A 25,844-nucleotide genomic window follows, 5' to 3' on the forward strand; every position below is an offset into this window, starting at 1 on the left:
CAAAGGTTCAGGTATTCACCCGGAAGAGTTTTGCACGCACCGTGGTGCGGTATTCACTCGGGGTGGTGGAAAGGAATTTTTTGAACAGGGCGGTGAAGTGACCCATATCCTGATACCCGACCTTTTCGGCAATTTCATTGACCGACAGATTGCTCGACTGCAGCAGTTCCCGCGCCATATCCACCCGTACATTCTGCAGGTACTGGAGTGGTGTCTGGCCGGTGGCGAGTTTGAAACGCCGGTTAAATGAGCGCACGCTCATGTCGAAGTATTTTGCCACTTCACTGAGTTTTACATCTTCACTGCAATGCTGTTTCAGCCAGGTCTGGGCCTGTACGATTTCTTCATCCGGATGCAGGTGCACAGCGCCTTCCGAATAGGCGATTTCCTCAAATGGCCGACGGATTTCATGGGAGAAATTTCGCTCTACATGGCTCGCGATTGATGGGCCGTAAAGCTGGCGGATCAGGTGCACTGTGACATCGGCCAGTGCGTTGACGCTGGCGGCGCAAAACAGCTTGTCTGCCTGGGTGATGAAGTACTGGCGCTTGAGCTTTACTTCCGGGTAGCTGGCTGCGAACTGGTCAAAGTAATGCCAGTGGGTGGTGGCCGGTTTGCCGTCGAGCAGGCCGGCTTCTGCGAGAAAGCATACGCCGGTGCCCACTGCGCTGATCGCCGCGCCTTTTTCCGCCTGCTCGCTCAGCCAGTCCAGCAGTGCTTTGCTGCGACGCAGGGCGGGGCGGGGGTTCCGCCACAGGGCGGGGAGGTAAATGATGTCGCTGTCGGGTGCATCGGCCAGGGCCACATCCGGTGCCAGGGTAAAACCGGAGCGGGATTTCACCGGTTGACCGTCGATACTGGCGGTCACCAGGTTGAGCGGGGTGTTCTTTTTGTCGGCGCTGGTGCCTTCGGCCCAGTTTGCGTCTGTTTTCGCTTTGGCTGTACTTCGTTCCGCACGCGCGCGGCTTTCCGCGCCGCGCAGCATCTCCAGTGGCAGTACGGTACCAGTGGAGAGCATTTGGTCGATGAGCATGAATGTGACGGTGGGCATGGGGGAATCTCTACTACTTCGTGCTTCGGTCTGGTACCGCGACAGCGGCGCTTACCTGGACTTGCCGGTGGCACCCGGTTGTTCCGGGGCCGGATTGGCCAGATGCTCAAATTTGCTGGCCAGTATGCCCATAACCCGGCCGAATCGCCAGCCCATACACTGGCGCACCATCGAATTCGCTCCGGAATTTCGACCCGTTTTCCGAATCACAGGCAGGAGGTCAGGATGCAGCGCCTACCCGTAATCACCGCTTTTGGGGGGTTTAACCCCGCTGGTCGCAGCTCGTTTCACCGTGGCTATAAGCGGCTGGTGCTGGATAGTCTTGGCGCCGATGAGCGCACCGATGTCCTGTCTGACCTGGCGGCCCTGATGGGCCTGCGCACCGGTGACGCGGCCACAGGCCCCCTCAGTGCCGAGCTGGAACAGCAGGTTTTGCAGGGCACGCTGGTGCGAGAGCTGGAATCTCGCTACTACGACTATCGCAAGTGCCATTTCCATCAGGCAGCCGATCTGCAAAGTGAAAACGGCTTTACCTTCGAAATGTCCGCGCGCCAGCTGCCATCTCCGCTGCCGGAAGACTGGAAGGTGGAACCGCTGGAGAAAGGGCGCGTACGTGTTCATACCGCCGGTCTCTCGGTCATGCTGGATAGCTATCGGGAAATCGCCGTGGGCTCTGCGGGCCAGTTACCTACTGGCTTTGAGCCGGCGCAACATTACAACTCCCGCTTCCATCCGCGCGGCCTGCAGTTGGCTATTCTCGGCGCGTCTGATGCCGTTCAGTCCCTGGGTATTGACTGGGACCGGGTAGTGGAAAAGGCCGGGCCGGAAAACATCTCCCTGTATGCCAGTTCGGCCATGAGCCAGCTGGATCCCAACGGTAACGGCGGGCTCCTGCAGTCCCGTTTGCGCGGCGGGCGGGTGAGCTCCAAGCAGCTGGCCCTGGGCCTGACGAGTATGCCCGCAGACTTCGTAAACGCTTATGTGTTGGGCAGTGTTGGCACCACCGGGGCCGTCGCCGGTGCCTGCGCCACCTATCTCTACAACTTGCGCGCGGCGGTGGAAGATATTCGCTGTGGTCGCGCCCGCGTTGCGGTGGTGGGTGCTGCCGAGGCGCCACTGGTACCGGAAGTGGTGGATGGCTATGCCACTATGGGTGCATTGGCCAACCTGGACGGTTTGCGCAAGATTTTCGGTGACAACATTGATTTCCGCCGTGCCAGCCGCCCCTTTGGGGAAAACTGTGGCTTCACTCTCGGTGAGGGCAGCCAGTGGGTGGTTTTGATGGATGATGAGCTCGCGCTGGAGTTGGGCGCCCCCATCCACGGCGCGGTAGCGAATGTTTTCGTCAATGCGGATGGCCCGAAAAAATCTATTTCCGCGCCGGGACCGGGAAATTACCTGACCGTTGCCCGTGCAATGTCCGAGGCGCGCGCGATTCTGGGGGAGGACAGCCTGCGTCAGCGCAGTTTCGTTCAGGCCCACGGATCCAGTACGCCGCAGAACCGGGTCACCGAGTCTGCGATTTTCGATCGACTGGCGGCGGCATTCGGCATTGAAGAGTGGCCGGTTTGTGCGGTCAAAGCCTTTGTCGGCCACACAGTGGCGGCTGCGAGTGGTGACCAGTTGATCACCAGCCTGGGTGTTTTCAATCGCGGAATCCTGCCGGGTATCACCACCATTGAGCGGGTAGCTGATGATGTGCATCATGATCACCTGGCGCTTTCTACCGCGCATGTGGAGCGTGATCCCGCGTCCCTGGATGTTGCTTTCCTGAACTCCAAGGGCTTCGGTGGCAACAACGCCACAGCCAGTGTACTTGCCCCGCACATTGCCGAGAAAATGCTCGCCAAACGCCACGGTGAGCGGGCGATGACCGAGTATCGCAAGCGCAATGAAGCCGTTGCCGAGAGCGCGCAGGCCTATGATGCTCGCGCCAGTCGCGGCGACCTGGATGCGATTTACCGCTTTGGTGAAGGCCTTATCGATGAGGCGGGTATTGCGCTGGAAGGATCGAAAATGACCATGCCCGGTATCGCCGGTAGCGTATCCCTGCCGGATGAAAACCCGTTTGCGGATATGGTGTAACGCGCCTGGATTTCCCGGGAAGCAGAGCGGGGCTCTGTGCGATCGCGCTTTCACGGGGTAGACTTCCCGGGGAAATCCCGCCACAGGTAGTACTGGATGACAGAAAAGGATGCCAAGGTGCCGCCGGCAGATGTTGCCGGCGGCGATGATGTCGGCGCACGGTTAAAGTCTGTGCGCCTGATGCATGGTTGGTCGCAGCGCGAACTGGCAAAGCGCGCCGGGGTTACCAACGCCACCATTTCTCTTATCGAGCAGGGGCGTGTCAGTCCTTCGGTGGGCTCCCTCAAAAAAGTGTTGAACGGCATTCCCATGTCGTTGGCCGATTTTTTTACCTTTCACTTCGACAGCCAGCCGCAGGTGTTTTTCCGTTCCTCTGAAATGCCGAATGTTGGCCCGGGCCCGATCCAGTACCGGCTGCTCGGGGCTGGCAACAACCAGCGCAGCATGTCGATTCTTTACGAGGTCTATCCTCCGGGAGTGGATACTGGCCCGGAACTTCTGAGCCATGACGGCGAGGAGGGCGGTATCGTGGTATCTGGTGCGTTGGAAGTGACCGTCGGCGGCGAGGTGGCCCTGCTCGGGCCCGGTGACGGCTACTATTTTGATAGCCGCAGGCCGCACCGTTTCCGCAATGTGGGGGACGAGGACTGCGTACTGGTCAGTGCCAACAACCCTCCCAGCGTCTGATCGTATCCTGTCGGCCACCGTTGTCTTTTGCATTCTCCGTTCCCGCTCATCCACAATCTGTAGCACGGGATTGCGATTTATGTATTTTGTTGTTTCTTTCGACGATGCGGTCAAATTTTGAACTTGCAGGCGGCGTGACCACAATTCGGGCATCAAACCGGACAGTGGATATGGCGGAAATGGTATTCAAACAAGTGTTTTAATCTGGCTATACTTGGGCGCGTTGACTGGTTTCGAGAAACGCGTCATCAGCTGGTTACAGTTGCGCCGTACGCTCGCCGGGAGGTAATCCCGAAATCTGTCATGCACAACCCGACCCCCCGGACCGGTGAGCTCTACAGAAAGTCACCCCGGTCACCAATCAATGAGGTCAATAATGTTATTTAGTGGCAAAGCGCTATCCGTGCAGATGCTGGAAAACGGCATCGCGGAACTGAAATTCGATCTGGAAGGCGAATCCGTCAATAAATTCAATCGTCTCACCGTTACGGAATTTTCCGAGGCACTGGACGCAATTGAAAAAGCTGGCGATATCAAAGGCCTGTTGCTGACCAGTGGCAAAAGTGTATTTATCGTCGGTGCGGACATTACCGAGTTTGGCGGCGCTTTCTCAGCCGGCGCCGACGGTATCGCCGAACTGATGAACAAGAACAACGAAAACATCAATCGCCTGGAAGACCTCCCGTTCCCCACCGCGGTTGCCATCAATGGCTACGCCCTGGGTGGCGGTTTTGAAGTGTGCCTCGGGTGCGATTTCCGCCTGATGGGCGACAAGGCCAAGGTGGGCCTGCCAGAGGTGAAGCTGGGTTTGATCCCGGGGTGGGGCGGTACCGTACGCCTGCCGCGTGTGGTTGGCGTTGATGTTGCCGCAGAGTGGATTGCCGCCGGTAAAGAACAGCGCCCGGACGCTGCATTGGCCGCGCATGCAGTGGATGCCGTAGTGCCCACCGAGCAATTGAAAGACGCAGCGCTGAAGTTGCTCGCTCGCGCCATTGACGGCGAGCTGGATTACCAGCAGCGTCGCGAAATTAAGAAATCCCCGATCCCGCTCAACGACACCGAAGCCCTGATGGCCTTCTTTACCACCAAGGCATTCGTTGGGCAGCAGGCGGGTCGCAATTACCCCTCCCCGGTAAACGCGGTCACTTCCATCGAGCAGGGCTACAAGCTCGATCGTGACGAAGCGTTGAAAATTGAGCAGCAGCAGTTTATTGCCAGTGCCCAGACCGAAACGGCCACCTCTCTCGTGGGCCTGTTCCTGAACGACCAGAAGGTAAGCAAGGTCGCCAAAGGCTGGGAGAAAAAGTCCGACAAGGAAATTGAGCGCGCGGCAGTGCTGGGCGCGGGCATCATGGGTGGCGGTATCGCCTATCAGTCTGCCTACAAAGGCACGCCCATCAAGATGAAGGATATCAACCAGGATGGTATCGACCTGGGGCTGAAAGAAGCGGGCAAGCTTCTCACCAAGCTGGTCGATCGCGGTCGCATGACCCCGGCGAAAATGGCTGAGACCCTCAACCGTATCGAACCCACCCTGAGCTATGACGGCTTCAGCGACGTGGATATCGTGGTAGAGGCAGTGGTAGAAAACCCGAAAGTGAAACACGCCGTTTTGAAAGAAGTGGAGACCAAGGTCTCTGAAGATACGGTAATTGCTTCCAACACCTCCACCATTTCTATCGATACCCTGGCGGAGCCCCTGTCCCGCCCGGAAAACTTCCTCGGCATGCACTTCTTCAACCCGGTGCACAAAATGCCGCTGGTGGAAGTAATTCGCGGTGAGAAGACTTCCGAGAACGCCGTCGCCCGCGTTGTGGCTTACGCCAACAAAATGGGCAAGAAAGCAATCGTTGTGCGCGACTGCCCCGGATTCCTGGTGAACCGCGTGCTGTTCCCGTACTTTGCCGGTTTCGCCATGCTGGTGCGCGACGGCGCAGACTTCCAGCAGGTGGACAAGGTAATGGAGCGCTGGGGTTGGCCGATGGGTCCGGCCTACCTGATGGACGTAGTGGGCATCGATACCGGTGTGCATGCAGAGAAAGTCATGGCCGAAGGCTTCCCGGAGCGTATGGGCAAGACATTCACAGCGGCATCCGACGTGATGTACGAAGCCGGTCGCTACGGACAGAAGAATGGCAAGGGCTTCTACAACTACGAAGAAGACAAGAAAGGTCGCCCGAAGAAAGTGGCTACGGATGAAGCCTACGAGCTCCTCAAGCCGCACGTGGCTGAGCGTACCGAGTTCGAAAGCGATACTGTCATCGAGCGCATGATGGTGCCCATGGCTACCGAACTCGCCCGCTGCCTGGAAGAGGGAATCGTCGATTCTCCCGCTGAAGCCGATATGGCTCTGGTCTACGGCATTGGCTTCCCGCCCTTCCGCGGTGGCATTTTTGCCTGGCTGGACAGCATTGGCCTGGATAACTTCGTGAAAATGGCCGAGAAGTACAGCGACCTGGGTGAGCTGTACAAGCCTACCGAAGGTATGCGCGAAATGGCCGCCAGCGGCAAAACCTACTACGGCGACAAGTAAGGAGAGTTTCCATGAGTCTGAATCCTAGAGATGCCGTAATCGTCGACTATGCGCGTACTGCCATGGGCCGATCCAAAAACGGCGTATATCGCAATGTGCGGGCCGACGACATGTCCGCAGATCTGCTGAAAAAATTCCTGCAGCGCAACGAAAAGCTGGATCCGAAAGAAATTGATGACGTGATCTGGGGCTGTGTCATGCAGCGTGACGAGCAGGGCTTCAACGTGGCGCGCATGATCGTGCTGCGCGCAGGCCTGCCGCACACGATCCCGGCGCAAACGGTCAACCGCCTGTGTGGTTCCTCCATGTCCTCGCTGCACACTGCAGCGGCGAACATCCAGGCCGGTGTTGGTGACGTTTATGTGGTGGGTGGTGTCGAGCATATGGGCCACCTGAACATGATGGAGCACGTCAGTCCAAACCCGATGCTGGGCCGCCATATGGCCAAGGCGGCCGGTTCCATGGGGATGACCGCGGAATACCTGGCGATGATGCACGGTATCCAGCGTCAGCAAATGGATGAATTCGGGGCGCGCTCGCACCAGTGTGCGGCAAAGGCCACCGAAGAGGGCAAGTTCAATCGCGAGATCATCGCCATTGAAGGCCACGACGACGACGGCGTGCCGATGCTTGTGGAGAAGGACCAGACCATCCGTCCGGAGACCACAGTTGAGGCGCTGTCCCAGTTGAGACCCGCCTTCGATCCCAAGCACGGCCAGGTAACTGCTGGTACCTCTTCACAGATCACCGATGGTGCCTCTGTAATGCTGGTCATGTCCGCTGAGCGCGCTCAGGCTCTGGGCCTTACGCCGATCGCGAAAGTACGTGAAATGGCGCTGGCAGGTGTGGATCCGTCCATCATGGGTTACGGCCCGGTGCCGTCCACCCAGAAAGCATTGAAAAACGCCGGCCTCACCATCGAGGACATCGACAAGGTTGAGCTGAACGAAGCGTTTGCGGCACAGGCTCTGCCGGTGCTCAAAGACCTCAAGCTGCTGGATGCCATGGACGAGAAGGTAAACCTGTACGGCGGTGCCATCGCCCTGGGTCACCCCTTCGGCTGTTCCGGTGTGCGTATTACTGGCACCCTGCTGTCGGTCATGCAGAACGAGGGTGGAGATCTGGGTGTATCCACCATGTGTATCGGTCTGGGGCAGGGGATTACCACTATCCTCGAGCGGGTATAACCCCCTCCGGATTTATCCTGTAAAGCAGGTCATGCGGGGCACCCTTGAGGTGCCCCGTTGTTTTTCAGGCCTGTCGCGCACTCCCAAAGTGCGCTTTTGTTGAAGCCCTGTGTCCACTGTGGCACAATCTGCTCCCCTCGCTACGGGCCTATCTGGATTTTTGTTAAAAATCCATGGAAATCAACGGGTTAGCGTGGTGAGGTTGCGGGGACGTGGTGGAATTGGTAGACACGCCAGATTTAGGTTCTGGTGCCGCAAGGTGTGGGAGTTCAAGTCTCCCCGTCCCCACCAATAAGTAATTTTGTAGTCCGTGCCAAAAAGCGCATTTTTGAATTGGAAAATGTGCGGCGCGGGCTGTTTGTATATGGCGGCCGGCGAATGATCGTCGGCGCAACGCTAGTCGCTGGTGCCGGGGCTTCCCCGTAGCCCGGCATCTGTGAAGAGAAGAGTCTCACGAGGATTATCATGCAGGTTTCCATCGAAACAACTTCCGGTCTGGAACGTCGCCTTACGGTCAATTTGCCGGCAGAGGTCGTAGATAAGGAAGTGGACAAGCGCCTTCAGCAGGCCGCCAAGACCGTGCGCATCAATGGCTTCCGTAAGGGCAAGGTGCCCATGAAAGTTGTGCGTCAGCGTTTCGGTGCCGGTGTGCGCCAGGAAGTCCTGGGTGAAGTGATGAGCCGCTCTTTCTACGACGCGGTTCAGAAAGAGCAGGTCAAGCCCGCTGGCCAGCCCAGCATCGAAGCTAAAAACGTTACCCCGGGTGAAAACCTGGAGTACGTGGCCACTTTTGAAGTTTACCCGGAAGTGACCCTGACCGACCTGGCTGAAGTTGAAGTTGAGCGTCCGAAAGCCGAAGTGACCGACGCCGATGTTGAGAACATGATCGACGTACTGCGTAAGCAGCAGTCCGGTTGGAAAGAAACCAAGCGCAAGGCCCAGAAAGGTGACCGCGTTACCATCGATTTCGTTGGTCGCAAAGACGGCGAAGAATTCGAAGGTGGCAAGGCTGAAGGCCAGCAGCTGGTGCTGGGTTCTGGCAGCATGATCCCCGGTTTTGAAGACGGCATCATCGGCATGAAGCCCGGTGAAGAGAAGGAAGTGGAAGTAACCTTCCCGGAAGATTACCAGGCGGAAAACCTGGCTGGTGCTAAAGCGGTATTCACCATCAAGGTGACCGGTTCCGAGAAGCCTGAACTGCCCGAGCTGAATGAAGAATTCTTCGCTGCTTACGGCGTAGAAGAAGGCGGCGAAGAGAAGTTCCGCGAAGAAGTGCGCGGCAACATGGAGCGCGAATTGAAGAATGCTGCGCTCAACAAGGTCAAGACCCAGGTCATGGATCAGCTGTTTGAGAAGCACGAAGTTGAAATTCCTGCGGCACTGGTTCAGGGCGAAGTTCAGACCCTGCGCGGCCAGATGATTCAGCAGTTCGGTGGCCAGATCAAGCCGGAAGACGCTGCCAAAATGCTGCCCGACACTATGTTTGAAGATCAGGCCAAGCGTCGCGTCGTGCTGGGTCTCGTGGTCGGTGAAATCGTCAAAGAAAACAAGATTTCTGTCGACAGCGACCGTGTAAAAGCGAAGGTTGAAGAGCTGGCTTCTACCTACCAGCAGCCGGAAGAAGTGGTCGAGTACTACTTCAACAACCGCGAGCTGCTGGCTGGCGTAGAGTCTGTAGTACTGGAAGATCAGGTTGTAGACTTTGTGCTGGACAAGGCCAAGGTCAGCGAAGTCGAAAGCACTTACGACGACGTTATCAAGCCGCAGAAGCAGGCTTGATTGTAAGAAGGCGGCCACCATACGGTGGCCGTTTTTTATTCAGTTGAAAGTTTGTGGCTGTAAAAATTCTCTCAATTAATCAGCCCGGCCGAGTTGCCCGCCTCAAGAAAATCTTTTCTCGTTCTATTCCCTCGCAATCCCGCTTTGCCCAACTGGCTTTATCGCGGTTGAGCAGTTAAGCTCAGATTGACCGTATATTTCAGGATTGTGCCTTTTTTGAGCACGCCTGTTCTGTAGTCGCCTAATACGCCGAAGAAGGAAGCATCGTATCCATGGCATATATTGATAATTCTGCGAACGCCAACGACATTCTCGCCACTGGTGGCCTGGTTCCCATGGTGGTTGAACAGACCGCGAGAGGGGAGCGTTCTTTCGATATCTATTCCCGTCTACTGAAAGAGCGGGTGATCTTTCTGGTGGGGCCGGTGGAAGACCACATGGCCAACCTGGTTGTCGCTCAGTTGCTGTTTCTTGAAGCGGAAAACCCGGACAAAGATATTCACCTGTACATTAATTCGCCGGGTGGATCTGTCACTGCGGGCATGTCTATTTACGACACCATGCAGTTCATCAAGCCGGATGTGAGCACCATGTGCATCGGGCAGGCGTGCAGTATGGGTGCGTTCCTGTTGACCGCTGGTGCCGAGGGCAAGCGCTACGCTACGCCAAATTCCCGAGTCATGATCCATCAGCCGAGTGGTGGTGCTCAGGGGCAGGCCTCTGACATTCATATCCACGCGCAGGAAATCCTCAAGATCCGCGCGCGCCTCAACGAGCTGATGGCCCACCACACCGGTCGCAGTGTTGCGGATATCGAGCGCGACACCGATCGCGATCGCTTCCTCAGCGCGGATGAGGCCAAGGAATACGGTCTGGTGGACGATGTTCTCGCCCGTCGCCAGGCGCTGGGTAAGTGACGCCTGAATACCCATAACGGGGCATCAATTGCCTAAAAATCCTGCAGAAGCCGGGGCCCTGTTCTTCCGACGGGGCCATGTGCGACAACTTCTCCTTATGGGGCATTTGCCGGCTTCCGAACGGACGGATAAAAAAGCTTGAAAAACCTGCCAAAAGGCCGCATCTTGCTTATGAACCCTATTTGCCGCCGCATTTCGGCTGGCTGCCAGACCACGGAGTACATAGATGACTGATCAGAACAGCGGAGACGATAACGGCAAACTCCTTTACTGTTCCTTCTGTGGCAAGAGCCAGCAGGAAGTACGCAAACTGATCGCGGGTCCATCTGTTTACATTTGTGACGAGTGTGTCGAGCTCTGTACAGATATCATTCGCGAAGAAGTTCAGGAATCCGTCGATGGCGACGATTCCCGCCTGCCGACGCCGCAGGAAATTACCGAAATTCTTGACCAGTACGTCATTGGCCAGGCTCGCGCCAAAAAGGTCCTGGCGGTTGCGGTTTACAACCATTACAAGCGTCTGCGCACCAGCAAGAGTGTGAAAGGCAAGGACGAAGTAGAGCTGGGCAAGTCCAATATCCTGCTGGTAGGACCTACCGGCAGTGGTAAAACCCTGCTCGCTGAAACCCTCGCCCGCCTGTTGAATGTACCCTTTACCATCGCTGATGCGACCACTCTGACCGAAGCCGGTTACGTGGGGGAAGACGTAGAAAACATCATTCAGAAGCTGCTGCAGAAGTGCGACTACGACGTGGACAAGGCCCAGCAGGGCATTGTGTACATCGACGAAATCGACAAGATTTCCCGCAAGTCTGACAACCCTTCCATCACCCGAGATGTGTCCGGTGAAGGCGTGCAGCAGGCTCTGCTGAAACTGATCGAAGGGACCGTGGCATCGGTACCTCCCCAGGGTGGGCGCAAGCATCCACAGCAGGAGTTCCTGCAGGTAGATACGTCCAACATCCTGTTTATCTGTGGCGGTGCATTTGCTGGCCTGGACAAGGTGATTCGCGATCGCTCCGAGAAGGGTGGAATTGGCTTCTCTGCGGAGGTGAAGTCCAAGGACGCCAACAGTAATTTCGGTGAGGTGCTGCTGGATCTCGAGCCTGAGGATCTGGTGCGCTATGGCCTGATTCCCGAGTTTGTGGGCCGTCTGCCGGTCACTGCCACGCTGGAAGAGTTGGACCGCGCCGCCCTGGTGCAGATCCTGACCGAGCCGCGCAATGCGCTGACCAAGCAGTACGCAAAGCTGTTTGAAATGGAGGATGTGGAGCTTGATTTCCGCGCTGATGCGCTGGATGCAGTTGCCACCAAGGCCATGGAGCGTAAAACCGGTGCTCGTGGTCTGCGTTCCATCATGGAGTCCGTATTGCTCGAAACCATGTACGATATTCCTTCAATGGATAATGTCGCGAAAGTGGTCATCGATGAGGCGGTCATCAAGGGCGAATCGGCACCGTTGCTTGTTTATGAGCAGGCGGAGCAGCCCCAGAAGGCAGCTCCCGAGGAGTAAGACTTCGGTCGTGACTGCCGATCCAGTGGCTGCCTGTGCTGCCACTGGGCTTTTCCTGAAAAGCCCCGCCCTGGGGCTTTTTTGTGCGCGCTAGAAAATCGGGTTACTGGGGGCGCCCGTATCCCTGATGTTTTGGCCCCTGCCGCGCCATCGACCACGGTAGATTTCAGTGCTACCGCTTGCCGGTGTACCGGAATTTGCATGTTCCATGACTATGATCGAGCGAGCTGAATTAAACTAATTTTGCTGCGCGGGTCGAGGTGGGCTTGTTATTCTGTAGCACGCCCCCAACTTAGACTCTGAACTGGCGCAAACCGGGAACCGGAATCCGGATATCCCGAGATGAATAAGACGCCAACCTGGTGGTTTACACCACCTGAAGGCCGAGAGGAGTTATATGGACCAGCCATCCGAGACCTTGAACGAATACCCCTTGCTGCCACTGCGAGACGTGGTGGTATACCCCCATATGGTTATTCCACTGTTTGTGGGCCGGGAAAAGTCCATCGATGCGCTCGAAGAGGCCATGCGCAGCGACAAGCAGGTGCTGCTGGTCGCCCAGCGCCAGGCATCGGAAGATGATCCCGGGGCTGACGACGTTTACCGCGTAGGTACTGTAGCAAGTGTGTTGCAGCTGCTGAAACTGCCGGATGGCACGGTGAAGGTGCTGGTAGAAGGCGGGCACAGGGTAAAGGTGGAAGAAATCCAGGAAGGCGACGGACACTACCGCGCTACGGTTTCCCCGCTGGAATCCGAGGAGTTGCCAGAGGCCGAATCCGAGGCGCTGGTGCGCTCTGCCATGTCCCAGTTTGAACAGTACGTCAGCGTGAGCAAGAAAGTACCCAACGAGGTGATGACTTCGCTGTCCGGTATTGATGAGCCTGGACGCCTGGCCGATACCATCGCTGCCCATATGTCGCTGGACTTGCCGCAAAAGCAGGAGCTGCTCGAGACCGTCAGTGTCAAAGAGCGCCTGGAGCATCTGCTTGGGCTGATGGATTCCGAGATCGATCTGATTCAGGTAGAGAAGCGTATTCGCGGCCGCGTGAAAAAGCAGATGGAAAAGAGCCAGCGCGAGTACTACCTCAACGAGCAGATGAAGGCGATTCAGAAAGAGTTGGGCGAAATTACCGAAGAGCCCAACGAGATTGAAGAGCTGGAACAGAAAATTGCCGACTCCGGTATGTCTGCGGAAGCGGAAAAGAAAACCCGCGCCGAACTGGGCAAACTGAAAATGATGTCGCCAATGTCTGCCGAGGCATCGGTCCTGCGCAGCTACATCGACTGGATGCTGAGTGTTCCCTGGAAAAAGGCCAGCCGTGTTCGCCATGACCTGATCAAGGCCGAGGAGATTCTCAACAAGGACCACTACGGCCTGGAAGAGGTGAAAGAGCGTATTCTCGAATATCTGGCGGTACAGAAACGCGTTAAAAAAGTGAAAGGACCGATCCTCTGCCTGGTAGGACCTCCCGGTGTGGGTAAAACCTCCCTGGGTGAGTCGATAGCCCGCGCTACCAACCGCAAATACGTCCGTATGGCGCTCGGCGGCGTACGTGACGAAGCGGAAATCCGCGGCCACCGCAGAACCTATATCGGCTCTCTGCCTGGTAAGTTGGTGCAGAAAATTTCCAAGGTGGGTGTTAAAAACCCGCTGTTCCTGCTCGACGAAGTCGACAAGATGGGCATGGACCACCGCGGTGATCCGGCATCTGCGTTGCTCGAAGTGCTCGATCCTGAGCAGAACAAGTCCTTCAACGATCATTACCTGGAAGTGGATTACGACCTCTCCGATGTGATGTTCGTGTGTACCTCCAACTCCATGAATATTCCGGGTCCGCTGCTGGACCGGATGGAGGTCATCCGTATCCCCGGTTATACCGAGGACGAGAAGCTGAACATTGCCCAGCGCTATCTGATTCCCAAGCAGCGTAAGGCCGCGGGTCTGAAGCCTGAGGAATTGGAGCTGACCGATCAAACCGTGCGCGATGTCGTGCGTTATTACACACGTGAAGCGGGGGTGCGTGGGCTTGATCGTGAAATGGCGAAAATTTGCCGGAAGATCGTTACCGAGCATGTGCGCAAGTCCACAACCAGCAAGGTAGTTGTCGAGCCTGAACAGCTGGGTGAATTACTGGGCGTGCGCAAATTTGATTTCGGTCGCGCCGAAGAGGAAAACAAAATCGGTCAGGTCACTGGTCTTGCGTGGACAGAAGTGGGAGGCGAATTGCTTACCATTGAGTCTTCAGCGGTATCCGGTAAAGGGCGGGTGATAAAAACCGGTTCTCTTGGCGATGTGATGCAGGAGTCGATTCAGGCTGCTCTGACTGTGGTTCGCGCGCGAGCGCAGGCGCTGGGCATTGCACCGGATTTCCATGAGACCCGGGATATCCATATCCATGTTCCGGAAGGGGCAACCCCCAAAGACGGCCCTTCTGCGGGTATCGCCATGTGCACGGTTCTCGCGTCTGTTCTGACCAATATCCCGGTGCGTTCGGATGTGGCAATGACTGGTGAAATTACCCTGCGCGGTGAAGTATTGCGTATCGGCGGCCTAAAAGAGAAGTTGTTGGCTGCCCACCGCGGCGGTATCAAAACTGTGCTGATTCCGGCGGACAACGAGCGGGATCTCAAGGATATTCCCGACAATATCCAGCAGGATCTGGTGATCAAACCAGTCAAATGGATTGACCAGGTGTTTGAATATGCGCTGGAAAAAACACCCAGCCCGCTGAGTGATGAAGAGTATTCTGCATTGCAGAAGCAGGCGGAAGAGCGTTCGCAGCGGTCAATCCAGACCCACTGATCGATTCGGGACGACTTCGGCATATGGGAGAGAGGGCTTCATTCGAGCCCTCTCTTTTCTTTTCGAGTTCCCATTTCCATGATTAAGCACCTGCTTCCTTTTTGAGCGTGTTGTTCGGTGGTCACGCCGTCTGCGCGTTTGCCTTGCTGGTGGGGGCTTTGTACAAGCAAAAAAAGCGTTGAACAGAGCGCTTAAAGTCGCGTAGAGTACGCAGCCTGCCTATCCGCAGGTTAAAAAATGATCTCGGCGGACGTTGCCTGATCAACTGTGATTTAAAAACGCTCAACTCCCCGCAAAGCCGCATGGTTCCTTGACCCACCAACAGGCAGTTGGTATAAAACGGGGCTTGTTGCGCTGCGGGGGGCCGCACGTGATCAAAATTTTTACTGCAAAAAATACATGAACGCACCTCTTTAAAAGAGGCTGCATCAGACCAAACATACACACCTAGAAACCTAGATAAAGAACAGAGGGATATAGCGTGAATAAGTCCGAACTGATTGAAGCCATTGCCGCATCTGCCGACATTCCGAAGGCAGCCGCTGGCCGTGCTTTGGACGCGATGGTAGATAGCATTACCGATGCACTGAAAAAAGGTGATCAGGTAGCTCTGGTTGGCTTTGGCACCTTCGCTGTCAAAGAGCGCGCTGCGCGCACCGGTCGCAACCCGCGTACCGGCGACCCGATCGAAATCGCTGCGGCTAAAATCCCTAATTTCAAAGCTGGTAAAGCTTTGAAAGACGCGGTGAATTAAGAAGCCTTGTAACCGACAATGCTTCAAGGAGGCGTATCAGATAGATGCGCCTTTTTTGTTTCTGAACGTTTGAATTTTTATTTGGATCAGCGGATTTAGGCCGTATTCAGTAGTCGTCAGGTGAGAACCTGTGCGCTACTGCAATAACAATAAACAGTGATCCAGATTTGTATTGTTAAGAGTTAAATTTCGGAGCTGAATATGCTTCAGTCCATGCGCGACAACCTGAAAGGAACTGCTGCGATCATCGTTGCGGCGTTTTTCGGATTTATCATGGTCATCGGTGGGATTGATTTCTTCACCGGGGCCAGTGGCGGTTCGGCGGATAGAGTAGCCGAAGTCAACGGAGAAAAAATCTCCAATCTCGATCTGCAACGGGCGATCCAGAATCGCCGTAGCATGATCGAAAGCCAGTATGGCGAGAACGTGCCGGCGGATCTGCTGACCGATGAGCAGTTGCGTGGGCCCGTGCTGCAGCAGCTGGTGAACAGCTCGGTGATGCGCCAGGCTGCACAAAAGCGCGGTATGGTGATGAGCTCCACCGTGGTCGACAGAGAAATCGTGCAAATGCCCGGTTTCCAGATCAACGGCCAGTTCGACCAGCAGATGTTCCGCGATGGCTTGCGCCGTATGGGTTACAGCCCCGCGGGCTTCCGTCAGCTGCTTGAGCAGGAAATGGTCATGCAGCAGTACGTCAATAGTGTTTCCGGCAGCGCCTTTGCGACCCGCGCAGAAGCGGAAGAAGTCGTATCTGTGTCCATGGAAGAGCGCGACTTTGACTATCTGACACTTTCCGCTACACCCCTGCTGGAAGGTATCCAGGTAAGTGATAGCGAAGTGCAGTCGTTTTATGATGAAAACCAGCAGAGTTTCCAGCGTCCTGAGCAGGTAGCCATCGAATACATCGAGCTCACGCCCGAACAGTTCGCTGCGAATATCGATGTGTCCGATGAGGATGTACGTGCACAGTACGATCAGGAAGTGAAAAACTTCCAGGCCAACATTCGCCGCCATGCCGCGCATATTCTGGTTGAAGGTGAGGATGAGGCGGCCCAGGCAAAAGTGGCCGAAGTCCAGGCTAAATTGGATGAGGGTGCGGAATTCGAAGCGCTGGCTAAAGAGTACTCCGATGACATCATTACCAGCGAAGAAGGTGGTGATGTTGGCTTTACCAGTGGTGACGTGTTCCCCGAGGCGTTTGAGGATGCGTTGACGAAACTGGAAGTCGGTCAGGTTTCCGGTCCGGTGAAAACCGATGCGGGCGTCCACTTTATCAAGCTGCTTGAAGTGGCCGATGCCGAGCCGCCAACTTTCGAAGAGCGCAAGTCAGCCATCGCCGCACGCCTGCGCAATGCGGAAGCGGAACGTGAGTTTGTGGGGGCGATCAGCCGTCTTGGTGACCTGGCATACAATGCGGAAACTCTGGCTGGTCCTGCTGAAGAGCTTGGTGTTTCTGTTCAGAAATCCCCGCTGTTTTCCCGTCAGGGTGGCGCTGGCATCACTGCTGATGCGAAGGTGGTTGCCGCGGCATTTGCGCCTGAAGTCATGGAAGATGGCAACTCGTCAGATGTGCTCAACCTGTCTGAAAACCACGCTGTGGTACTCAAGGTCACCGAGCACAAGCCAGCAGGCGTCAAGCCGCTGGAAGAGGTGCGGGAAGAAATTGTACAGCGTCTGAAGCGTGATAAAGCTGCCGAGCAGCTTGCGAGCAAAGCCTCCGCTATCGAGCAGCAGGTGGCTTCTGGTGAATCCCTTGCGGATGTCGCCAAGGCAGAAGAGCTTACCCTCGAAACCAGCGACAAGACCCGTCGCGGCGGTTTTGGTACTCGTGGCGAGGTAGTCGAGCATGCGTTTAGTATGGAAGCGCCGCGCCCGGGTGCTAAAAACCTTGAAGAGTTCAAGCTGGGCTCCGGGGATGTGGTGCTGGTGCAACTGCGTGCGGTTCGACCGGGTGATCTGTCTCGTCAGAGCAAGGAGCAGCGTGAAGCTCTGATGCAGCAGCTCGCTTCCATGCAAGGTACTTCCGAGCTGGCTGCGGTGCAGCAATTCCTGGCCAGCCAGGCGGACATCGAGTTGTCTGCGGCGGAATAAATTGCCGCTCGCATACATCAGGCACAAAAAAACCGGCGCATGCGCCGGTTTTTTTTTGTGCCCGGATTCTTGACCCGGGCTTTCGCTCCTTGCGATCAGCCGTTGGAGGCGCTATCTACGAATAGGGTCAGTCGCTGACCTGGCTGCAGGTAACTGCCTTTACTGATCTTGTTCCAGCGCACGATATCGCCGATATCGATGCGGAATTTGCGTGCGATGCGGTACAGGGAGTCCCCGTTGCGTACACGATAGGAAACTTTGCGTGTGGTTCGGTTGCTGCTATCGCTGTTGCTCGTGGATGAGTAAGCCACCAACTGACGTCCCGGGCGCAGGGTGTCGCCGGGAGCCATATTGTTCCAGCTTGCCAGCTCGCGCACCTTCACGTCCAGGGAGCGGGCGATACCCCACAGGGTGTCCCCAGGGCGCACGGTGTAATTGGATTTTTTGCCTTTGCCGGATGACTGGCGTTTTTGCACGCGCTGGTCAATTGAATAGGCGTACTGCGCACTGGGGCCGGACGCGCTGGGAATGAGCAGTGTCTGGCCGGCGCGAATGCGGCTGCCGCGCAGTTTGTTGGTCTGCTGGATAGCTGCCACGGTGGTTTCATAGCGACGGGCGATAACCGAGAGGGAGTCTCCTCTGGCGACCTTGTAGCGTTGCCAGCTTACCCGCTGATCTGCAGGCAGTTTTTCCAGGGCCTCAACAAAGCGGGCACTTTTACTGCTGGGGATCAGCAGGCGGTGGCTGCCATTGGGGTCCGTAGCCCAGCGATTGTAGCCGGGGTTGAGCAGATACAGTTCTTCAATCTCCACTCCAGCGAGCTCTGCCGCCTGAGCGAGATCTATCTGGCTGCCGACATTTACAGCGGTGTAGTAGGGCGTGTTGCCTACATCGTGCAAGGGAACACGGTAGTGATCCGGGCGTGCGACCACTTCCGCCAGTGCCAGCAGTTGGGGCACGTAGCGACGAGTCTCTCTGGGTAGCTTGAGGTCCCAGAAGCTGGTGCCTTTACCGGCCCGTTGATTGCGCTCAATGGCGCGTCTCACGGTGCCTTCTCCGGCGTTATATGCGGCGAGCACCAGTAGCCAGTCGCCATCAAATTTGGCGGACAGGTAATTGAAGTATTCTGTAGCTGCGCGGGTGGATTCCACCACGTCACGGCGACCGTCGTACCACCAGTTCTGGTGCAGCCCGAAAGAGCGACCGGTAGCCGGGATGAATTGCCACATGCCTGAGGCCTGGGCGTGGGAGTAGGCAAAGGGGTCGTAGGCACTTTCCACGATGGGCAGCAGGGCGAATTCCATCGGGACATTGGCCTGCTCCAGCTGTTCCGCTACGTGGAAGATGTAGCGGCGGGAGCGCTCGGTGACCCGGGCCATATAGCCCTGGTTCGAGGAAAAGTAGCTGACGTAATCTTTGACTTTCGGCTGCTCAAGTTGCCGGTCAAGGGTGAATCCCCTACGCAGTCGTTGCCAGATGTCCTTCGGGGGGAGCGCGGGCTCGGCTACCGCCAGAATATTCTGACTGACGGCGTTCGCCTCACTGGCGTCGGCATCGATATCGGGTGTTTGTACCGCATCCGCGGTTTGTGGCGCCGAGTCAATTTGTGCACAGGCCCCCACTGCCGCAGCCAGTATCGCTACAGCAAATTTCTTATAAACCATTCTGGTGTCCGCAGTCTCTTGTTATTTGTCCGCTCTGTGCATGTCGGCGCTGACGCCTCAATTATCGGGTAATACGCTTGAGCTTTGATTTGTAATTGTCTGATTCTAAAGAGGGTGGTTGGTTCCGGTCAATGCGAATTGCTCAAAAAGTATCCTTCCACTGGCGTAAAGTGGCGAATATTTCGACAGCAGATGCATCCGGGGAAGCGCCATGCGCCGCGGCCTGGGCGCGAACCTCTGGCGACCCGGTACGCAGGAACGGGTTGGTGGCGAGTTCCCGGCCGATAGTGCTAGGCAGGGTCGGCTGATCGTTGTCGCGGGTAGCCCTGTCCGATTCCAGGCGCGCTGCGATATCGCTATTGCCAGGCTCGGCGGCACGGGCAAACTGAAGGTTTGCCAGTGTGTACTCGTGGGCGCAATAGACCTTGGTGTCCTTGGGTAGCGAAGCGAGCCTGGTCAGGGACTGGTGCATTTGCGCGGGTGTGCCCTCGAACAGCCGACCGCAGCCAGCGGCAAACAGGGTGTCTCCGCAGAACAGGTGAGTACCGTCGGAGGCGTGGAGGACCAGCGCGATATGGTCCAGGGTATGGCCCGGAACGGCGATAACCTCCCAGTCCCCTTGTAAAAGCGTAAACTGGTCCCCGTCCGTCAGGGGGTGCGTCACGCCGTCAATACTCCCTGGGCCGTAGACTGGGCAGTCAAAATCGTCGACCAGAGATGCTACACCGCCGGTGTGATCGTAGTGGTGGTGGGTGAGCAGGATTCCACTGAGTTTAGCGCCATCCAGTGCCTTCTTAACCGGAGCCGCATCGCCCGGATCTACGACCCAATGTTGGTCACCATTCTGCAAATGCCAGATATAGTTGTCATGGAATGCCGGTATTGGGCGGATTGTGATCATTGGCTCTCCCCGCTAACCTAGTGTGTTCAAACCCAGTTTTAAGTGGGAACCTTAACACAGGCACAGGACCGGTTGACCCGTTGATCACAGCAGGTCGGACCATCTATTTAGGCTGTCAGGGGCGGGGGTTTTCGGCACAAATGGTGTTCTTCAAAGGCTTAGGAGCTGCAGATGGGTAGGGAGCCGGGGCGCAGAACCCTGTTTAAACGCAGGAAGGAGCAAATGCTTCCGCTGGCGCAGACCTGCGGCGAGCTGGGGGACTGGTTCGAAAGTAGCCTTGGGCAGGAAATTCTTACCCAACAGCTGGCACTGGCTCAGCCATTGGTGGAGGGCTTGTTTGGTTATCATTTGATGCAGGCCAGTGTGGCCCGGCAGGTGGATTTCGCGGCATGCAGCCGGATAAACCACCGGTTCCAGCTAAGCCCTTGCGCCGAGCGGGGTGGTGCTGCCTTGGTAGAGTTCGAACAATTGCCATTACCGTCAGAATCCATCGATGTTGCGGTTCTGCACCATATGCTGGATTTTTCCCCGCAGCCGCACCAGGTCTTAAGGGAGGCGGCGAGGGTGCTGATTCCCGGCGGACACATGGTTCTGATCGGTTTCAATCCGTTTTCCCTACTGGGGCTCTCCCGGATTTTTCTCTCTTCCTCTCCTTACCAGAAGGGAAATCAGTTGCGCGCTGCCCGTGTAGCAGACTGGATGAACCTGTTGGACATGCAGGCGGGGCCGGTTGAGCGGGGGTTTTTCCGGCTGCCATTGCAGCATGCGGACCTGCTGGCCAAAACCGCATGGATGGAGCGTATGGGCACCCGCTGGCACTTGCCCTGGGGGGGCTTTTACATCATAGTCGCGCGCAAAGAGGTGGCGCGGATGCGCGCCATCAAGCTCAATTGGCACGGCGACAAGAAGCCTGCGCTTAGTCCAGTGCCGAGTAGCCCGCGGGTTGCTGCCAGAGGGCGTCATCACAACAAGCGCTAGCGTTTGTCACAAGCTCCGGATTTGACCGATAAGTCCCTCCCTGGGGGGCAATCACTGAACCTGATTCTAATTACAAGAGCCAGATTTGAAACAAGTTACGATTTATACCGATGGCGCCTGCCGGGGAAACCCTGGCCCGGGCGGCTGGGGGGCATTGCTGATGAGCGGTGATGCCGAGAAAGAACTGTGTGGTGGTGAATCCATGACCACCAACAATCGCATGGAGCTGATGGCGGCCATTAAGGCCCTGGACGCCCTCAACCAGCGTTGCCAGGTGGACCTGCATACAGACTCGCAATATGTGCGGCAGGGTATCACCGGGTGGATCCACAACTGGAAGCGCAACGGTTGGAAAACCGCGAATAAAAAGCCGGTGAAAAATGCCGACCTCTGGCAGGCCCTGGATGCCGCTATCACGAACCATGAAGTGCAGTGGCACTGGGTGAAAGGACACGCGGGTAATCCGGGAAACGAGCGCGCGGATGCACTGGCAAACCGCGGTATTGATGAGCTGGGGGAATAAATCCATGCGTCAGATCGTACTCGATACAGAAACCACAGGCCTCGACCCCAAGTCCGGGCATCGCATTATTGAGATCGGCTGTGTCGAGCTGATCAATCGTAAGCTTACCGGCAAGCACTACCACCAGTACATCAATCCCCAGCGCGAGGTCGACGACGGGGCAATTGAAGTGCACGGAATCACCAATGAATTTCTCGCAGACAAGCCGGTCTTTTCTCAGATCGCCGATGAGTTCATGACTTTCTGCGACGGCGCGGAGCTGGTGATTCACAATGCACCGTTCGATGTGGGCTTTATCGATGCAGAGCTAAAGCGACTGGGTAACCCCCGTTGGCAGACGGTTGCTGCCCATTGTGGTGTGTTGGATACGCTCACCCTGGCGCGGGAAAAGCACCCGGGGCAAAAAAACAACCTGGATGCCCTGTGTAAGCGGTACTTTGTCGATAACTCCCAGCGCGACCTGCACGGCGCGCTGCTCGATGCGGAGATCCTCGCCGACGTCTACCTGCTGATGACCGGGGGCCAGACCGATCTGATGCTTGCCGGCACCGGTGGTGGCTCGGAAGAGGGGAGCGACGAGGAAAGTCAGCAGATGGAGGCGGGTACAATTCGCCGCTTGAGCGCAGATCGGGCCCCTCTGTCGGTGGTGCGGGCCAGCGCAGAAGAGGAGCAGGCCCACGGAGATTTTCTTGCGCTGTTGGAAAAGGCAGCGGGCAAACACTTCTGGTAATAATGCGAAGCAGGGCACCGGGTGCCCGCAATGAGCGGTTAAATCGCGCATTAAAAAAAGGGGCCAAACGGCCCCTTTTTTTAATGGTAACAATCAGTAGTGTCAGACTTCAGAGCGTTGTCACCACACAGAACAGCGCAACGGCAGTGAGAACGATGGTATATGGCAGGGCCATGATAACCATCTTTCCGTAGGATAGTCGGATCAGCGGTGCCAGAGCGGAGGTGAGCAGGAACAGGAACGCAGCCTGTCCATTCGGGGTGGCGACGCTCGGCAGGTTGGTGCCGGTGTTGATGGCGATGGCCAGCTTATCGAAGTGCTCGCGGGTAATATCGCCAGCGGTCAGCGCCGTTTTGACCTCGTTGATATAAACCGTTGCCACAAACACATTGTCGCTGATCATGGAGAGCAGGCCATTGGCCAGGAACAGCATGCCCGGTTGTTGTTCTGGCTCGAGGCTGAGCACAAAGTGGGTGACTGGCTCAAACAGGTGCTGTTCATGAATGACGGCAACGATGGCAAAAAACACAACCAGGAGTGCGGTAAACGGCAATGCCTCTTCAAATGCGTGGCCAATACGCGCTTCCTGGATAACGCCGTTAAAAGAAGTCAGTAATACGATAACCATCAGGCCGATAATGCCGACTTCCGCCACGTGAAAGGCGAGGGACAGCACCAGTAGTGCAGCGACAATACCCTGAACCCACAGCTCAACAATATCCCGCTGGGTGCGTTTCTCTTCTTGCTCACGAGCGAAGTTGGCCAGCACATCGCGCACCGCGTCGGGGAGCTTGGCTCCGTAACCACAGATGCCCATTTTTTCCAGCAGGACGCAGGTAATCAGGCCCGCGGCAAATGCAGGCATGGTGACCGGTGCCATGTTGACGAAAAACTGAACGAAGTCCCAGCCGGCTTTTTCTGCGATAAGCAGGTTCTGGGGCTCGCCCACCAGGGTGCAGACACCGCCGAGGGCTGTGCCGACAGCGCCGTGCATAATCAGGCTGCGCAGAAATGCGCGGAACTGGTCGAGGTCGGAGCGGTGATATTCCACCACTTCATCATCTTTTGAGTGATCGTGTTCGTGATGTGGCTGCCGGTTGGACGCTACCTTGTGATACACCGCGTAAAACCCAACGGCGACACTGATGAGGACTGCAGTCACGGTCAATGCGTCGAGGAATGCGGAAAGAATTGCGGATACTCCACAAAACAGCAGGGAGAGCGTGGTTTTGGAGCGCACCATGATCAGCAATTTGGTGAACACGTACAGCAGCAGGCTTTTCATGAAGTAAATACCTGCAACCATGAACATCAGCAGCAGGATTACCTGGATATTATCGGTGACTTCCCGGAAAACCGAGTCGCTGCTGGTCATACCCAGTAGCACCGCCTCAATCGCGAGCAGGCCGCCGGGTTGTAATGGGTAGCACTTGAGCGCCATGGCGAGAGTGAAAATGAATTCGCCAATCAATACCCAGCCAGTAATAAACGGCGAGGTGGCGTAAAGCAAGATCGGATTGATGATCAAAAATACGGCAATGGTAAGCTTGTACCAATCGGGTGCTTCACCTAGAAAGTTATCGGTAAAAGCCCGGCCGATGCCGCCATCTGCTCTTGGCATGGTGTCGTTGAGCGCGTTCATATTTATTACTACTTCCTTATTTCCCCGTAGGCCCCGTACTTGGGCAGGACGAGGCGTTCGGAAACCTACCCATTTCCCGTGAAAAATTCAATTGGTTTTACCGGTTGTCGAGCCTGTGCCCCGGTTTTGTCGATTGTTCGATGGAAATGAGGTGGTTAAAGGTGGACTATCGTGCGGTTTGGTATAAATTGCTTTTCTGCCCCGATTGTTTCCCGACGCACAGCGCGGGCAGGGGAGGAAAGTCACTATATGGAGGAATGGTAGTGGCACCGGGCAGGAATAATTCAATAAAGATTGCAGTGGTGTAGGCAATGAGTGAATTGCGCGAGATCAACCTGACTTCTGTCAGTCTGGTAAAAGAAGAGCTGGTTACGAGTATCGAGGGAGCGACGAGCTATCTGGATCAGTTCGCGGCTGACCACACGGATAAGCCGGCTCTGGAGAATTGTATTCAGGCGCTGAGGCAAGTGAGTGGCGTCCTGCAGATGGTCCAGCTGACCGCGGCAGAGCTCCTCGCCCAGGAAATGCTGACGGCTATGGGCGACCTGCTGCAGGACCGGCAGCAATCCCCCCAGGAGTTGTTGGAAGGGGTGGGCACCGCATTTTATGTGCTGACCCGCTATCTGGATTTTGTTCAAAACCGGGCCGCACCGCGTCCGGAACTGCTGGTTCCCTATATTAATAACCTGCGGCTGGCCCGCGCCCAGGCGCCAGTGCCCGAGAGTCATTTCTTGCGCTGCCGACTGGATGCCAACGTGCCGGGTGCAGTCTCTTCCGCGGTGATGTCGGAAGATCTGAAGACCTTTGTGCGGCGCTTCCGGCACATGTACCAGGTTGGTCTGCTGGCCTTGCTCAAGGGCAAGCCACGGGGACCGGCGTACACCATGATGGCCCGTGCGCTGCAGCGTATCGCTAGTGTCTGCGCCGGTCGGCCGAACGGTAAGCTATGGACCGTTGCAAGTGCGGCGATCACTGCCATGGCTTCCAGTGAAATGCTGGTGAACCGTCAGCGGGTAATGGTCTTTAGTATGCTGGATCGCCGATTGCGTAACATTACGCGCGATGGCGACGCCGCGCTGGACCAGGCCGCGCCGCCGGTGCTGGTCAAAGAGTGTCTGTACTGGCTGGCTCTGGCCGGGCAGGGTGAAAAGATGCTGCAGGTTTTTGGCGTGAAGCCTCTCCCATACCGCGAGCCGGAGCTGGAACGCGATCGTGCCAGTCTGGGTGGGCCCGGTGCTACCGCCATTGCGGCCGTTGCCAATGCCCTGGACGAAGAGTTGTCCGGGGTCCGGCGTATGCTGGATGACGCCGAAATGATCGGAGTGACTGGCCTGGATGGTGAGGACGGCATGGTGGAAACCCTGCGCCGAATCGCCAATACCCTGGTACTGCTCAATTTCCGCAGAATCGGTGAAAACCTGGCCGGTTCCCTCAACGCTTACCAAAGCTGTGCCTTGGCCGGTGGACGTTCAGCGGATAATGCCCTGCAGCAACTCACCAACCAGATCCTGACTGTCGACAGCACCATTCGTGCCCTGCGTCAGAGTTCCTGTATCGAACTGGACGAAACCGGACAGGCGGATATCGCACTGGAGCGCAGTCAGCTCGCGGAGGCTGAGCTCGCCGTACTGAAAGAAGCGGAGGCGGGCCTCTCTTTGATCAAACGTGCGCTGGCCTCTTATGCGGATTCCGGCTTTGATCATGGCCATATTCGCAATGTCTCCACCACACTCAACAGTGTGCGCGGCGGGCTGGTTGTGCTGAGCCTTTCGCGCGCCGCCGCCGTGGTTGAGCGGCTGGTGCATTTTGTCGACGCGGTGATCGATCAGAAAAACGTCGCGCCCGCCGTCGAGCAGTCGCTGGAAATATTCGCCGACGCGATAATCAGTCTTGAATACTACCTCGGTGAAGTGAAGCTCCACCGGGATGCGGACAAGCAATCTCTGGACCTGGCTGTCGAGAGCCTCGAGGCGCTCGGGTATCCGGTGGAGGTTGCCTGATTCAGG

General features: G+C 56.7%; 18 protein-coding genes and 1 tRNA gene. 15 read left to right on the plus strand and 4 right to left on the minus strand.

The window, feature by feature from the left end; genetic code table 11:
- Positions 1-7: 7 nt before the first annotated feature.
- Positions 8-1,051 (minus strand): GlxA family transcriptional regulator, encoded by a 1,044-nt coding sequence (locus tag HUW35_RS14050; RefSeq protein WP_181252889.1) that lies wholly within the window; start codon positions 1,049-1,051, stop codon positions 8-10.
- Positions 1,052-1,276: 225 nt separating this feature from the next.
- Here HUW35_RS14050 and HUW35_RS14055 point away from each other — a divergent pair, with 225 nt between their 5' ends.
- From HUW35_RS14055 to HUW35_RS14105, 11 genes are all read left to right on the plus strand, one after another.
- On the plus strand, positions 1,277-3,136 hold the full coding sequence (locus HUW35_RS14055) for a beta-ketoacyl synthase (protein ID WP_181252890.1): 1,860 nt from the start codon (positions 1,277-1,279) through the stop codon (positions 3,134-3,136).
- Positions 3,137-3,232: 96 nt separating this feature from the next.
- Positions 3,233-3,823 carry a cupin domain-containing protein gene (locus HUW35_RS14060; protein WP_181252891.1) on the plus strand — a complete coding sequence of 197 codons (591 nt, stop codon included), beginning with the start codon at positions 3,233-3,235 and terminating at the stop codon, positions 3,821-3,823.
- A 376-nt stretch (positions 3,824-4,199) separates the two neighbouring features.
- On the plus strand, positions 4,200-6,356 hold the full coding sequence (gene fadB / locus HUW35_RS14065) for a fatty acid oxidation complex subunit alpha FadB (protein WP_181252892.1): 2,157 nt from the start codon (positions 4,200-4,202) through the stop codon (positions 6,354-6,356).
- Positions 6,357-6,367: 11 nt separating this feature from the next.
- A complete protein-coding gene (gene fadA / locus HUW35_RS14070; protein WP_181252893.1) occupies positions 6,368-7,543 on the plus strand; it encodes an acetyl-CoA C-acyltransferase FadA in 1,176 nt (391 codons plus the stop codon).
- A gap of 206 nt (positions 7,544-7,749) precedes the next feature.
- Positions 7,750-7,834 (plus strand) — tRNA-Leu (locus HUW35_RS14075).
- A gap of 174 nt (positions 7,835-8,008) precedes the next feature.
- Positions 8,009-9,322: a trigger factor gene (gene tig / locus HUW35_RS14080; RefSeq protein ID WP_181252894.1), complete on the plus strand. Its 1,314-nt coding sequence runs from the start codon at positions 8,009-8,011 to the stop codon at positions 9,320-9,322.
- A 272-nt stretch (positions 9,323-9,594) separates the two neighbouring features.
- A complete protein-coding gene (clpP, locus tag HUW35_RS14085; protein ID WP_078083768.1) occupies positions 9,595-10,239 on the plus strand; it encodes an ATP-dependent Clp endopeptidase proteolytic subunit ClpP in 645 nt (214 codons plus the stop codon).
- 226 nt (positions 10,240-10,465) lie between these two features.
- Positions 10,466-11,752 carry an ATP-dependent Clp protease ATP-binding subunit ClpX gene (gene clpX, locus HUW35_RS14090; RefSeq protein ID WP_181252895.1) on the plus strand — a complete coding sequence of 429 codons (1,287 nt, stop codon included), beginning with the start codon at positions 10,466-10,468 and terminating at the stop codon, positions 11,750-11,752.
- Between the two features lie 397 nt (positions 11,753-12,149).
- The gene (gene lon / locus HUW35_RS14095; protein ID WP_181252896.1) at positions 12,150-14,555 is read left to right on the plus strand and encodes an endopeptidase La; all 2,406 of its coding nucleotides are present in this window, start codon (positions 12,150-12,152) and stop codon (positions 14,553-14,555) included.
- A 481-nt stretch (positions 14,556-15,036) separates the two neighbouring features.
- Complete coding sequence (locus HUW35_RS14100) at positions 15,037-15,309, plus strand: HU family DNA-binding protein (RefSeq protein WP_010132873.1); 273 nt, start codon at positions 15,037-15,039, stop codon at positions 15,307-15,309.
- 201 nt (positions 15,310-15,510) lie between these two features.
- On the plus strand, positions 15,511-17,400 hold the full coding sequence (locus HUW35_RS14105) for a SurA N-terminal domain-containing protein (RefSeq protein WP_181252897.1): 1,890 nt from the start codon (positions 15,511-15,513) through the stop codon (positions 17,398-17,400).
- A 95-nt stretch (positions 17,401-17,495) separates the two neighbouring features.
- Here HUW35_RS14105 and HUW35_RS14110 read toward each other — a convergent pair whose 3' ends face one another.
- Positions 17,496-19,064: a LysM peptidoglycan-binding domain-containing protein gene (locus tag HUW35_RS14110; RefSeq protein WP_181252898.1), complete on the minus strand. Its 1,569-nt coding sequence runs from the start codon at positions 19,062-19,064 to the stop codon at positions 17,496-17,498.
- A 142-nt stretch (positions 19,065-19,206) separates the two neighbouring features.
- Positions 19,207-19,965 (minus strand): hydroxyacylglutathione hydrolase, encoded by a 759-nt coding sequence (gene gloB / locus HUW35_RS14115; protein ID WP_181252899.1) that lies wholly within the window; start codon positions 19,963-19,965, stop codon positions 19,207-19,209.
- A 222-nt stretch (positions 19,966-20,187) separates the two neighbouring features.
- On the opposite strand from gloB, the gene HUW35_RS14120 reads away from it, so the two are divergent.
- From HUW35_RS14120 to dnaQ, 3 genes are all read left to right on the plus strand, one after another.
- Entirely contained in the window at positions 20,188-20,943 is a 756-nt protein-coding gene (locus HUW35_RS14120; protein ID WP_255463317.1) for a class I SAM-dependent methyltransferase, read from the plus strand.
- A gap of 85 nt (positions 20,944-21,028) precedes the next feature.
- The gene (gene rnhA / locus HUW35_RS14125; protein ID WP_181252901.1) at positions 21,029-21,466 is read left to right on the plus strand and encodes a ribonuclease HI; all 438 of its coding nucleotides are present in this window, start codon (positions 21,029-21,031) and stop codon (positions 21,464-21,466) included.
- 4 nt (positions 21,467-21,470) lie between these two features.
- A complete protein-coding gene (dnaQ, locus tag HUW35_RS14130; RefSeq protein WP_181255729.1) occupies positions 21,471-22,196 on the plus strand; it encodes a DNA polymerase III subunit epsilon in 726 nt (241 codons plus the stop codon).
- A 109-nt stretch (positions 22,197-22,305) separates the two neighbouring features.
- Here dnaQ and nhaB read toward each other — a convergent pair whose 3' ends face one another.
- Complete coding sequence (gene nhaB, locus HUW35_RS14135) at positions 22,306-23,838, minus strand: sodium/proton antiporter NhaB (RefSeq protein ID WP_181252902.1); 1,533 nt, start codon at positions 23,836-23,838, stop codon at positions 22,306-22,308.
- 311 nt (positions 23,839-24,149) lie between these two features.
- On the opposite strand from nhaB, the gene HUW35_RS14140 reads away from it, so the two are divergent.
- A complete protein-coding gene (locus tag HUW35_RS14140; protein ID WP_181252903.1) occupies positions 24,150-25,838 on the plus strand; it encodes a hypothetical protein in 1,689 nt (562 codons plus the stop codon).
- The last annotated feature ends 6 nt before the right edge of the window (positions 25,839-25,844 follow it).

This window comes from Microbulbifer sp. YPW1 (assembly GCF_013367775.1).
Taxonomy (GTDB): Bacteria; Pseudomonadota; Gammaproteobacteria; order Pseudomonadales; family Cellvibrionaceae; genus Microbulbifer.